Source organism: Paenibacillus sp. P36, assembly GCF_045866505.1.
Classification (GTDB): domain Bacteria; phylum Bacillota; class Bacilli; order Paenibacillales; family NBRC-103111; genus Paenibacillus_E; species Paenibacillus_E chondroitinus.
Genome location: NZ_AP038372.1, coordinates 8,099,396 through 8,112,846, shown reverse-complemented (window position 1 = coordinate 8,112,846; position 13,451 = coordinate 8,099,396). Strand labels below are relative to the sequence as shown.

The 13,451-nt window shown below is 51.3% G+C and carries 7 protein-coding genes; all 7 read left to right on the top strand.

The window, feature by feature from the left end; translation table 11 throughout:
- Positions 1–41: 41 nt before the first annotated feature.
- From ACKTT9_RS35480 to ACKTT9_RS35450, 7 genes are read left to right on the top strand one after another with little or no spacing between them, the layout of a single operon-like run.
- Positions 42–5,069, top strand: a complete 5,028-nt coding sequence (locus ACKTT9_RS35480) for a hypothetical protein (RefSeq protein ID WP_407869702.1) — start codon at positions 42–44, stop codon at positions 5,067–5,069.
- Positions 5,070–5,127: 58 nt separating this feature from the next.
- A complete protein-coding gene (locus ACKTT9_RS35475; protein ID WP_174806852.1) occupies positions 5,128–5,754 on the top strand; it encodes a peptidoglycan-binding protein in 627 nt (208 codons plus the stop codon).
- Positions 5,732–6,850: a phage late control D family protein gene (locus ACKTT9_RS35470; RefSeq protein ID WP_407869701.1), complete on the top strand. Its 1,119-nt coding sequence runs from the start codon at positions 5,732–5,734 to the stop codon at positions 6,848–6,850. Before ACKTT9_RS35475 ends, ACKTT9_RS35470 begins: the two co-directional genes overlap by 23 nt.
- Positions 6,850–7,575, top strand: a complete 726-nt coding sequence (locus tag ACKTT9_RS35465; RefSeq protein ID WP_127458140.1) for a phage baseplate assembly protein V — start codon at positions 6,850–6,852, stop codon at positions 7,573–7,575. The genes ACKTT9_RS35470 and ACKTT9_RS35465 overlap by 1 nt, the downstream gene beginning before the upstream one ends.
- Before the next feature lie 17 nt (positions 7,576–7,592).
- Positions 7,593–7,994, top strand: a complete 402-nt coding sequence (locus ACKTT9_RS35460) for a GPW/gp25 family protein (RefSeq protein ID WP_079410475.1) — start codon at positions 7,593–7,595, stop codon at positions 7,992–7,994.
- A 55-nt stretch (positions 7,995–8,049) separates the two neighbouring features.
- Positions 8,050–11,121 (top strand): baseplate J/gp47 family protein, encoded by a 3,072-nt coding sequence (locus ACKTT9_RS35455; RefSeq protein WP_407869700.1) that lies wholly within the window; start codon positions 8,050–8,052, stop codon positions 11,119–11,121.
- Between the two features lie 27 nt (positions 11,122–11,148).
- Complete coding sequence (locus ACKTT9_RS35450) at positions 11,149–13,404, top strand: putative baseplate assembly protein (protein ID WP_407869699.1); 2,256 nt, start codon at positions 11,149–11,151, stop codon at positions 13,402–13,404.
- Positions 13,405–13,451 lie beyond the last annotated feature (47 nt).

The following is a 13,451-nucleotide window of genomic DNA, read 5'->3' as shown; positions in this document are numbered from 1 at the left end:
GAAGACGCAAGTTATCGACACAACGCTTAGGGGGATTGTTTATGAAATCTCGACAATCAAATAAGCCCCAGGTGAAGAGGAAAAAGTCCAAGAAAGCTGTTTGGCGGACTTCGGCGGCGAACAGCAGCTCCGCAGGTCGTACAGCAAGGGAATCCAATCAATTTGCGACAGGAATTGTGGGCAAATATGGTTTTTGGCGAAACAACTATTTAGGATTGCTAGCCCTTATTTTTAAACAAAATGGGAAACACACCCGCAAACAATTAGCGGCATTAACAGATTCGAGTGATCGAGCATGGGTTATTCAGTTGGAAATGCTTTTGCAAAGTTTGCAGCATCCAGAATCGGCCCCCCTCATCACGAAGCAACAAACCATTCGTCAGATTGAGCATCTAATGAAGAATGCCGGATATAAGGTTCCGACAGCTCAAGCATTAACGCACAGATCTTCAAGTCCATTGGATGCAACTTCGGCTCATTTGCAAAATGAGCAGCCAGCTGAGAAGCCGGTTAAGAAAAAAGGGCGCAAAAGCAAGAAGCAGCTCGAAACGAAGTCATCCGTTAACCATATAAATGAACCGCAAATGATCCCTGAATCCTCTCATGAGAAAAGGGGCAAACCTGATTTAGTTAATCACGTTAATAAAGGAAGCTTACCGTTAATCAACCGCTCAATTGGGCAGATTGCTGCCTCGATCGGGATGGTTGGCAGCAACCGGCGTCCGATGCCGGAACAGCAGTCGCAAGCGGTGAGCAGACATCAACATACAACTCAAAATATCAACATACAGCTTAAAAACATCCACCTTTCTCATCGAAATGTCTTCCATGAAAAAGGGAATCAGTCTGCAACTCGCACTGGCTTAAATCATGCAGCAAAGACTAGTCATATTAACGTGGCTAATCATGTAGAGGCTATTCAACAAACCTCGCGTTTACTCGAACAGTTTCAAGAGGGCAAGTCGTCTGTGAGAGTATTGGAAAAACAAGGTGCTTCTTCTACTGTGCTGGGTGCGAGGGGAAGTTCGAGTGCAAATGGAAGTGTAAATGCAAGTACAAGTGCAAATGCAAATGCAAATGCAAATGCAAATGCAAATGCAAGTACCAGTTCAAGTCGGCCTTCTGTTTTGGAGGTAGCCAAACAATCTTTAAATGGCGTTGTTCAGCCTCGGTTGGTCAGTAAGGTGCAGCATCAACAGGTATTTGTGGAAGACAGGGCAAGTACAAGCTTGTCGGGGTCGTTTTCCAAATCACTGCCAAAGCTTGGGGTAGGCCCCTTTTCGACTGGGACAGCACCGGCTGCGGTACAATTTATCAATAGTTTGCTAGTAAGAAACGCTACTCAGGAGTCGTCGGCTGCAATAGATTCAATGCCTACATCTCATGAAAGCGATGCGAGAGTGGAGCGTAAACCTGAGGCATCAACATCCAAGGGTTTTCTGGCAGCGAGTAAGGTTCCGGTTGCCATCAATGCGTCTCGCTTAACATCAACCGTTCCCTTTGCTATGCACGCAACAGCAAATTTGAATGCAAGCGCTGAAGTTTGGGGAAGCGCGCCGAGTTCACCACGTGTGTGGCGAAAGCCACAAGGACAAGAGCAAGCACGTTTGGATGCACAAGTTCAAGCGCAAGAGCAAACACGTTTGCAGGAACAATTGGATATGCAGGTGCTTGAACGTGAGAGAGAGAGAGTCCGGGTACAGGAGCAAGAGCGGCAGGAACAGGAAAAACAACAACAGCTGCAACAACAAGAGCAAGATCGAGCTAAAGAACAAGAGATACTGCTTACCCAGCAGAGTGTAATCAATCAGCATACCGCTGAGCTTCAGGAGCAATTGCAAATTTTGCAAGAGCAAATGAGTCACGGGGATGAAGCTCAGAAGCAGCAGAGTCAGGCTGAAACCAATTGGCAAGTTAGCGTAAGTGATCAAGAGCAGGGTGTTGTTCGGGATCAGCGACTAGCGCAAGAGCAACAGAGGTTGCTGGAGCAAGAGAGAACGCTAGAGCAGCAGAGAGTTCTAGAGCAAGAAAGAGCGCAAGAGCAACAGAGAGCGCAGGAGCAAGAGAGAACGCTAGAGCAGCAGAGAGTTCAAGAGCAAGAAAGAGCGCAAGAACAACAGAGAGTGCAAGAGCAAGAAAGAACGCAAGAGCAGCAGAGAGTGCAAGAGCAAGAAAGAGCGCAAGAGAAGCAGAGAGTGCAAGAGCAAGGAAGAGCGCAAGAACAACAGAGAGTGCAAGAGCAAGAGAGAACGCAAGAGCAGCAGAGAGTGCAGGAGCAAGAAAGAACGCAAGAGCAACAGAGAGTGCAAGAGCAAGAAAGAACGCAAGAACAACAGAGAGTGCAAGAGCAAGAAAGAACGCTAGAGCAGCGGAGAGTGCAAGTGCAGGATAGAGAGCAAGAGCAGCAGAGAACGCAAGAGCAAGATAGAGCACAAGAGCAACACAGCTCGCAGGGGCAAGAGAAAGCTCAAAATCTAGTACAGATGGATGCGCAGACGGAAGTTCCTCAGCAAGGAAGCAGGCAGCGGTCCAAACAAGTAGTGGATCACGTAGATGATGATCTGGCGGTCAAGCGGAGGAACGGCGAGTCAGGGCATGTAGGGGCAATTTCTAGTAGTGGGAAGCTCACTAACAATGTAAGCGCAATTCACCGAATTATACGCACAGCCGGCAGGATGGGACAGAGTTCCGTAATGGGGCTCCCCGAACAACATGTCGCTAATCAATTGAGCGGACACAAGCTAATTCATAGAAAGCCCAGCGCCATGGAAAATGGTGCAGAAGCAGCTGTGAAAATTCAAAGCAATGATAAAATGCTGCAGCAGCTTCTTCAAAAACAAAGTCAGCAATCTTCTAATGATTCAATTGTTGGAAGTATACATACAAACCCTAATCTTTTGATTAGAGATAGATCTGATAGAAACAATTTTATCGCCATGACGACTCACAAACCGCGAATGTTGCGGGGGGAGAGCATTGAGCGGAAGCATGAGATGACTCATGTTGAGCACAGACAGCCGATCAGTCAACCAAGCCAAATGGGTAGGCCAATGGAATCGGTGAACCAAGTGGTGAACAAAGTCGGAGGAAGTCGACCTGAAGCGGGGAATATTATGTCCCCAGGACAGGGACTATACCAACCTTCAAACATAACTTCTGAGATATCTGCAAATATAGCTAAAAAGGCTGAAAACAGCGTAGCGAAATTGGTTTCATCAAGTCCGCTTGAAGGTTACAGTGCTAGTCTGCAAGCAAGTACGCGACTTCAGGAGGCAGAGCGCATTTTCCGCTCTCCAGCAAGTAATGAACGAGGCAGCGCCCATCACGAACAGCATGTCGAAAATCAAGTGGCTGAGCACGATGCTGATGTCATGCAAAGTACCTTATCACCTGCCAACTTAGCTTCTGAGATATCTGCAAAAATCGCAGAATCCAGTATCGCAAAAATAGGTTCCATGTTTACCGAGATGTCGGCCATGAATGATGGAAATGGGCTGCATGGGCGTACAGTTGTTGAAAATCTGGGACAATCCGCTGAAGGTGCTAGAGTAAATCTGGCAAGAGGATCAAACACTTTCGGCAGGATTGTTGAAAGGATTTTCCGTAAACCGGCTGAGCAGCTAACCGATTCATCAGTATCCCTTGAACAAACCGGACGCAGCCAGTCCATAGTGGACCCCAGTGAAAAAGGATCGAATGATTGGATTCAAAACGGCCGGTCTTCGGGTGATTTTGCAGCTGAGATTGCTTCCAAAATAACGGAAAACAGCTTGAAAAGCATGGGGCCAAGCCTTGTACCGGCAGCAGCGGCAATAGGGATGGTGCGGAACAGGCAAGCAGATGCAGAATTACGACAGCAGTCACCAGAATCGGCTGTCCAAGCCATTTGGAGACAAAGAGAGGTGCAGACTTCTCCGGATAGAAAAATGGAACCGGGAAGCAGTAATCATACAGTTTACGTTAGAGAATTCATAGAAACAGCAGCCACAGCAGCAAGTGACTCATCTCCTGGAGTCGTTCGGAGAAGACCCTCCAGTGCCGCTGGAGGAATGGAAACTTCAGTTTCAATGGTAGGTAGAGCGACCAAGGGTTCACCGGTTGAGCGAGCTTCAACTAGCCTAGGCCGAATAGGGACACTAGGCTCAAATTTGGTGGATGCAGGTAGATTAACTGAAGTGCATCGGTTAATGGAAGCTGAGGCACACGCGAAGCTTCAACTGCAGGCAGGGAGCGCAATGCAATCGCGGAAGCAGCCTGCCATGGGGGTAAGGCGCGGTGCGCAAGTGGAGCATATTCAGCGGCAAACCTTTGCCGCTGAAAACGACCGCGCGCTGCGCGCGAGATCTGGTTCGCTCAATCAGTCGGAAGCCGGCAGCTTCCTGTCTGATTCCGCAGAGCGAACCATCAGGGCCATGAGCGCGCTGGAAGAAGCGCGCGCTCAGGCAGAGCAGCCCGCTGCCGCTTCGCGGGCAGCGGCAAGAGCCGACGCGCGCATGACCCGCGCGTCAATGGCTCGCCAGCCCGCCAGCATGACACCGCGTGTCATGCCGCTGCTGGCGAGCAGCGCAGGAGCGCGCTTCGCTGCTCCTGCGGGAATCGCTGCGGCTTCGCCTGCCGCAGCGCTACACCTGCTGCCCGCCCACGGGACGGGCAGCTTTACACAGGCGGCTGCCCTAGGCAGAGCCGCCGCAAGCACCGGCGCCCCGCAAGCGGGCGCGCCAAGCACCCTGCTGCCTAACATAGGCAGCAGCATCGCATCCGCGAGGCAGGAGCACCTGGCCTCGCAGCAACCAACGCTGGAGCACAAACAGGCTCCAGCGGCTCCTGTACCGAACAGCGCCTTGGCGGATGCCCCGCTGGAGATGGACTGGCTGCGCACCAAAGCGAGCGCAGACGAGGCCCAAACCCCGGCGGCGCCGGTTCCACAAGCGCCGCCGGAGCTGACTAGCGAGCAGCTGCAGGAGCTGGTGAAGCAGATCCCGCAGCTGGATGTCACGAAGATTGCGGATAAGGTTTTCCGCGAAATCGAGAAAAGAATGAGGTTCGAGCAGCAGCGGCGTGGACTTTAACTACTTTAACTTTTTAACATAACGGTTTATATAGAAGAAGAGGAAAGGACTGACACCTGTGGCACTCAAGAAAGCCATGATTATCGTAGACAAGGGAAACAGCAAAGAGAATGTGCAAGTTTTGTTTAATCCGGGTGAGTATACCCTTGATACGAGCAACAGCTATTCTTGGAATACGGTGCCAGGTCTGTCCATGCCTATTGGCCAATTCGTAAGTGGTGGGACGACCACGCTCTCCATGGATTTTTATTTTGACACCTACGAAAAAGGGACCGATGTCCGTGAATATACGAAGAAAATATCCGGGTTGCTGGATGTAGAGAAGGAATTGCATGCGCCTCCGATTTGCCGGTTTGTCTGGGGATCTCTGGACTTCAAAGGCGTTGTCGAAAAGGTGAATCAACAGTTCACCATGTTCCTCGATACGGGAGTGCCGGTTCGTGCCAAGCTGAAAGTTACCTTTCGCTCTTGGCACACGAAGAAAGAGCAGCTGCAGACCATTCCCCGCCACTCGGCGGACCGAACGAAGCAGAAGATGTTGAAGCAAGGGGAGCAGCTATGGATGATTGCCGCCCACGAATATGAAGATCCGAGCTTATGGCGGGAAATTGCCAAAGCCAATCAGATTGATAATCCACTAAAAGTTGTAACGGGACGACGCATTGCAGTCCCAAGATTGGACTGATCCGATGGCGACACTAAGCTTGGAATCCAGTACATTCACCTATGATGACTTAGCTAAGAAGTACAAAGAGTTTTTCGCGCCAGCTTATTTAATTACAGTTGATGGGACGAAACTTTCTGATAATGTAGCCATATCCACGATACGTGTGGAAACTTCGATTGATGGAACGGCGGATTCTTTTTCATTCCGAATTACGAACGCTTATGATGTGACCAACAATGATTTTCAGTGGATAACGGATTTTACATTAGGGAAAGCCATCGATATCAGTCTTGGTTATGTGGACAAATTCACGCCGGTTTTTACTGGATTTATCACATCCGTTGTCGTCGATTTCCCCGAGGACGGCTCGCCCGGTCTCATTGTACGAGGGATGGATTTCTCGTATTTGATGATGAAGGGGACGAAGTCCCGCTCGTGGAACAAAAAGAAATATAGCGATATCGTTGAGGAAATCGCCAAAACATATGGAGCCAAAGTTCATGTTGATGCGACAACGACGGAATATCCCGTGATTGCGCAAAGCCAGATCAATGACTTTCATTTTATTCAAAACTTAGCTAATTTGGTTAACTATGATTTCTTTGTTGTAGGCAAGAACTTGTATTTCCGCAAGCCGTTAACCGAGATGTCGCCTGTAATGACGCTGGAAATGGGCAAAACGCTGAACAATTTAACCATCGACATGAATCTTGCCGAGCAGATTACTAGCGTAAAGGTACGGGCATGGGATAACAAAGAATTGAAAGTGATCGAAGGAGAATCAGCCACCATTGCGAAGCTTGGCAGTAATTCCAAGACCGGCAAAGATATCCTCGCAGCTAAAGGGGATTTCGTGGAGCATGTTTATACGAATGTTACCTCCGTGGAGGAGGCCAAAACGTATGCCAGCGCCTTGTTGAACAGACGGGCAATGAAGCTGATCAGCGGTTCAGGAGAATGTATCGGTATTCCGGAAATTAGGGCAGGACGCTACATTAAGCTTGATGGTGTAGGCAAAAAGTTTGACCAGCCCTATTATGTGACCGGCGCTACGCACCTGATTAATGATTCCGGTTATACGACGCGCTTTCAGTTAGGAGGGAATGCGGTCTAATGTTCAAACTTCCCGATATCACTCTAGGCGGTGTTGCCAACTTCGCATCCCAGAAAATCGGCGGTGTGATGGTAGCGGTTGTGACCAACAATAACGATCCCGATAAGCTCGGGCGAGTGAAGCTGAAGCTGCCCCTGCAAGAAACGGAAACCGAAACGGATTGGGTTCGCATTGCCACAATGATGGGTGGCAAGGAGATGGGCAGTCTTTTTATCCCGGAAGTGAATGACGAGGTGTTAGTCGCTTTCCATCTCGGGGAGCTGCGTCAGCCTTTCGTGATCGGCATGCTGTGGAATCCGAAGAACAAACCGCCGGCGCCGGCCGAGAAAAACGATCTGCGGATGATCAAGTCGCGTTCAGGTCATGAACTATCTTTCAATGATAAAAGCGGTGACGAAAGCATCACGATCAAGACTAAAAAAGGTCAAATTATTGAGTTGAAGGATAAGGACGATAGCATTTCAATCGCTGATCAGAGCGGGAATAATAAGATTTTGATTAAAGGCGGATCGGCGAATGAGATTTCAGTTGTCAGCCAAACGTCCAAAATCACCCTTAATGCCAAAGGCGATGTAGCCATTGAAAGCTCGAAAGAAATCAAAATTAAATCAACGCAAATTAACATAGAAGCCTCCGCAACGATGGCGCTTAAAGCAGGGGCCACACTGGATTTGAAGTCAGACGGCATTATTAATATCAAAGGCAGTATGGTCAAAATCAACTAACGAAGGAGCGTGGACGGATGTCGGAAGCATTTTTGGGACGAGGCTGGAAATTCCCGATTCAGGTCGACCCTGCGACAGGGCGAATTCGGATGTCCGAATATGAGGAAGACATCGCTGAAGCGATCCGCGTTATTTTGGGCACCACCCAGGGAGAACGCGTGATGCGTCCGAGCTTTGGCTGCGGCGTCCAGGAGTTTATTTTTGGCTTAACGGACGATACATCCCTCCATCTGCTGGAAAGCAATATCCAGGAAGCGATTCGCAATTGGGAGCCGAGGGTCCATGAGGTGGACGTGAAGGCAGTGCCGGAAGCGGATGATCCGGGTAAAGTCATGATTCGCATCTCGTATCTGGTACGTACGACGAATAACTTGTTTAACCAAGTGTATCCTTTTTACTTATATGAAGGTTCAAAATAGAAAGAGGCAGCGGAAACGATGATCATACGTGCAAGAGAGGAGGTGGAGCTGAGCGATGCAACCTCCCAAAATTGACCCTAGAGATATACCGGATCTCATAGCGCAGATGAAGGAAATGGCGCCTTATTATACGCCGGAATGGCGCTTTACGCCTGAGAACCCGGACCCGGGTTCAGCGTTATTCCTCATGTTCGCAGACATGTTTCATGACAATATCAAACGTTTGAACCGGGTGCCTACGAAAAACCTCATTGCGTTCCTCAACATGTTCGATGTCACGCTGCTTCCGGCAAGACCAGCCAGCAGTTATCTGACCTTCGCGCTCAACGAGGGGACGAAGGAGTCTGTGTTTATATCGGCCGGAACGCAGGTTGCTGCTGCAGTAGAAGGCAGTAACATTTTGTATGAGACCGCCCGCAGCACACTGTTGACGCCTGCCCTGCTGACGGATGCTTACGTGACAAGCCGTAAACAGGATAAAATTATTCGCATAGCGGAGGAGTTTTTGACCGCTTCCCGGCAAGGTTTGGCAGCCCCGAGCAAGCTTTTCCGGCTGCAGGGCGACAACTTGCAGGAGCATGCCATCTTTTTGGAGCATAGCGCTCTCTTCACCTTGTCCAGCACGGCGCGGATTGAAATTGAATTCCGTAACTCCAAACGGCGATTTGAGGAGCTTGCGCTTTCCAGCCAACTGGCTGACCCGCAATTCACCGAGTGGCTGTATGCGACAGCGGACGGATGGATGCCTTTTGACCAAGTAACGGCCAAAGGTAATCGGGTCATCCTTTCGAAAGCGCACGAGGGAGAACTTGCCGACAAGGAAGTAAACGGAAGAGAAGGCCGATGGATTCAATGCCGTTTGAAGCCTCTGCTGCCTGGTGGGAAAACATTGGCGGACAGCCAACTGTCCATGGACCATATTTCGTTCAAAACCGATTATGTGGATTCGCTTGAACTAGGCGGCATTCAGCCGGATCTCATGTTTTACAATGATGTAGCTGCAGATCCGAGCGGGTTCTATCCATTTGGCGACCAGTTTGCGCTGTATGGCAGTTTTTATATCGGGAGCCAGGAAGTGTTCACGAAAAAAGACGGCGATATCAAGCTGAGCTTTGGACTGCAAGCCATCGAGAACCGATTTGGAGCGGAGCCGACGGAAAATATCGATTGGAAATTGGTAATGAAAAAGTCCAAATTCGATAAGCCTCCTGTCGTCCATATTACGGTGCTGCAGGTCGCTTGGGAGTATTGGAATGGCACCACTTGGGTGCGTCTTGAGGTTGGAAAAGAAGCGGAGAAGCTGTTTTATTACCCGAAGGAGCAGAAAGTTCGTAAAGACATTCGCTTCCGCTGCCCGCTTGACCTTGAAGCTACTTATGTGAACGGCAACGAAAACCATTGGATTAGAGCAAGAATTTTACATATCGAAAATGCGTACGTGGCGCAGGCACTCTATTTATCCCCTTGGATCGATGAGGTCTCTATGACCTATGAATACGAAGATCGTCTTTATCCTGCTGAGCGTTGTTTGGCGCTGAATAATACGGTTTTTGAAGATCGAACGCGGCACAGCAAGCAGCTCGAAGGGGGCTTTGAGCCGTTTCAGCCGCTAGAGGGCAGCCATCCGGCTCTGCATCTATGTTTCGATTCGCCGCCTGTCAAAGGGCCAATTTCGCTTTATGTTTCGGTGAAACAGCAGCGGTTTGCCGAACAGGATTTGCCAATGCTGGAGTGGGAATATTTGCGTGCCGGCTTAATGCCCGGACATCCTTCCGAATGGGTCCCGCTAAAGGTGATCGACGATACGAACGGTTTGACGCAGAGCGGGATCGTGCAGTTTGTAGGCCCATCTGATTTTGCAGGTGAATCTTTGTTTGGCCGAGAGGGATTCTGGATTCGTGCCGTGAATCGAGACGATAAATACGATGATACGACAGGACGGATCCAGATTCCGACGTTACATGGACTCTACATGAACACCGTTCAAGTGATCCAGCAGGAGACGATTATCGGAGAGGTTCCTGAAGCCAAAGGGTTGGAAGAACTTGAATATCAGCTGAGCCGTACTGGCATCGTTTCGGAAGAAGTTTGGGTCGATGAGACGGAATTTGTAACGGAAGAAGAAATTGCTGAATACGAAAGAGCCGGCCTGCCGCAGATGGAAATTAGCCGAGATTCAGAAGGTAATTTGCTGCAGCTGTGGGTTCGCTGGATGGTTGTAAGTCAAATGGCCGATTCAGGAAATAAGGATCGCCATTACATGATCGATCGTACCTTTGGCCGCATTCGTGTCGGCGATGGCGTTCATGGCATGCACCCGCCTAAAGGCGGATTGGCGCAGATCAAAGTGACGTATCAAGTGACTTCGGGGCAAATCGGCAACGTAGGTGCACGTGAAATTAATCAGATGCAGGATTCTATCGCATTTGTCGGCGAGGTGTACAATCCGGAGCCAGCCTCTGGCGGCTGCCAAGCGGAGAAGCTGGAATCAGCCCTGCAGCGCGGTCCTGAGATGCTGAAGCACAGAAACCGTGCGGTTTCGGCCAAAGATTACGAATGGCTCGCGCGCGAAGCGTACCCGAACATTGCCAAAGTGAGCTGCATCGCCAATCGAAATGCCTATATGCAAAAAGAAATAGGCGCGATGACACTTGTCATTTTGCCAAAAGAAGGCCAGCAGGGAAGCCTTGCGTTTCCTGTGCTTAAGAAGCAAGTCGAGCGTTACATTATCGAGCGCGCATCGAGTCTCGTTGCTTTCCCGGAGCGACTCCAAGTGATTGAGCCGGTGTATATGGAAATTTCCGTTTCGGCCATCGTGGCTGTTGAAGGCATGGATGCCGTCGTTACGACGGAAATACAGGCAATGGACAAGCTGAACCGCTTCCTGGACCCGTTGACGGGGAACTTCGACGGCAAAGGTTGGGCGATCGGCCAGCAAATTCACCCATCTGTTTTTTATGCGCTGCTGAAGACGATTCGAACGATCAGCCATGTAGAGAAGCTCTACATGACGGTTTATAAGCTGGAGGACGGCGAGCGCGTCGAGCTGGATGTGAACCGCCTGCCGGCGCTCCCGCACGGCATTATAGTGAGCGGCAAGCATAAGGTGGTCGTGAACGCTTTGTAATAAGATTACTGAAGGAGGTGAGCACAAGTGCTGCCAATCCCTAATTTGGATGACCGAATGTTTGAACAGATGGTGATGGAGGCGCGGAAGTCGATTCCCAAGCTGTTTCCCGAGTGGACGGATGAGAATGAACATGACCCCGGGATTACGCTGCTGGAGTTGATGTCATGGATGACCGAGATGCAGCAGTATTACTTAAACCGTGTGACGGAGAAAAATGAGCGGAAGTTCCTGAAGCTGCTCGGCATTCGTCCGCGTGAAGCGGTGTCGGCTGTTTGTCATGTGGCATTTTCAAACGTGGATCAGCCGCTTGTGCTTCCGAAGGGAACGCCGCTGAAAGCGATGGATCAGCGATTCGAGACGACTCGCACGCTGCAGCTTGTGCCTTCGACGCTGGAGAAGGTGCTGGTGCGCACAGAGACGGCGGCTGGCGATTTTACATCCAATAATCAGGCGAAGATTGCTTATTATGCTTTTGGGTCAGATGCGATCAAAGGAGCACATCTGTATCTTGGGTTCGATCGGGCGCTACCGGTAGAAACCGAGGTTTCCTTGGCTTTTCAGCTGTACGACCGATACCCGGTCAGGGTGAGTCATCGGGAAGATGAGGCGGCAGCACCTATCATTTCATCCGCAAAGGTGGGATGGACGTTCGCTGGAGCAGGACAAAATGCGGGACAGGGGCAGCGTGGGCAAAGCGAAAGCTGGCTGCCGGTGGAAGCGGTAAGCGACACGACGGTTCACTTGTCACAGAGCGGTGAAGTGCGTTTCCGCATCACTTCCGAAATGACGCCCATGGCGCTGTATCCAGCCGACGACCGCAGCCGCTACTGGATTTGCTGTACACTGGAGGAGGACGGTTACGAGCTCCCTCCCAAAATTGAGAAGGTAAGCCTGAACAGCGTGCAGGCGGCGGAGCAGGAAACTTTCAGTGAAGTGACGGCATTTAGCAGTACGGGAGAACCTGCTCAGCAGTTTGAGGTCAGCTCTTATCTCGCCTTTGGCGGGCTGCACACGGTGCAAGTACAGAATGAACAGGGCCGCTGGCGCGACTGGCATATCGTCGTTGAGCTTGCGGACTATGGACCGGATGATCTCGTCTGCCAGCTGCTGCAGGATTCGGCTGGCCGTACAACCCGTCTTCGCTTCGGCGACGGGGTGAACGGCAGCATCCCGCCGCAAGGCGCGCAGCGGGTGCGGCTTATTGCCTACACGGCCGAGTTCGACTACGGCCGTTATATTGGAGGTAGCAAAGGTCTGCCAGGGCAGACCTTTGAGGTCGCTCGCGGCCGCACGTTCAAGCCCAGCAGCATGCTGCTGCAGGTAGGCTATTGGCCGCGTGGGGGCGGCAGCGTCGTGTGGGACGACTGGCAGTCCGTGGATGACTTCGATAATTCGAAGTCCACGGACCGCCATTACGTCTACGACGCTGAAGCCGGAACGATCCGCTTCGGCAATAACGAAGCGGGGCTTGTCCCGCCCAAGTCGGCGGAACCGAATATTCGGTTCCTGGCGCTGCAAGCGGGCGGGGGCGAGCGGGGCAACGTGAAGGACGGTCTCGTGACCGGCTTCACGGAAGTGCACGGCGTGAGCGTGACGAATCCGTTCCCGGCGCGGGGCGGCCTGGAAGCGGAGACGCTCACGCAGGCCAAGCTGCGCGTCCGGCGCGAGCTGGACACGCCGACAAGAGCGGTGACCGGCGAGGACTACGAGCGCATCGCCAAAGCGACGCCGGGTCTGCGCGTCGCGCGGGTGAAGGCGATCCCGCTGTACAAGCCGGGCATGCGGGATTATCCCAAGGTCAAAGCGCCGGCGCAGATGACCGTCGCGGTCGTGCCTTATAGCGAAAGCGATAAGCCGAAGGCGGGCAAGGGCTTTTTGCAAACGATCAAGGGGCATCTGGATCGGCATCGGCTTCTGACGACGGAGCTTCACGTGATTCCGGCGGAGTATATCAAAATCACCGTTCACGCTGTAGTTGTGATGGAGCCGAAGTACAAAAACGAGCAGCGGCGCATTACCCAAGAGTTGAGACAGCTGCTCCAGCCGATGGATCACGGTCAGGGCTCGGAGGGCTGGCGTTTCGGCCGAACGGTGTACAAAGGCGATATATACGGCGTTATTTCCCGGATCAAAGGTGTCGTGTATGTACAGGATCTTTGGCTGGATGCGGAAGGCACTGGTTTTCAAAAGGATGGCGCCGGCGATATTCACATTCCTCCTTATGCGTTGGTCTACTCCGGTAATCACGAGGTGGAGACGATTAGCCAGACGGATTTATAGCTGCGAGTGTGCTTGATGGGTGCAGGAGCAGGTCGCTTAAGTTACAT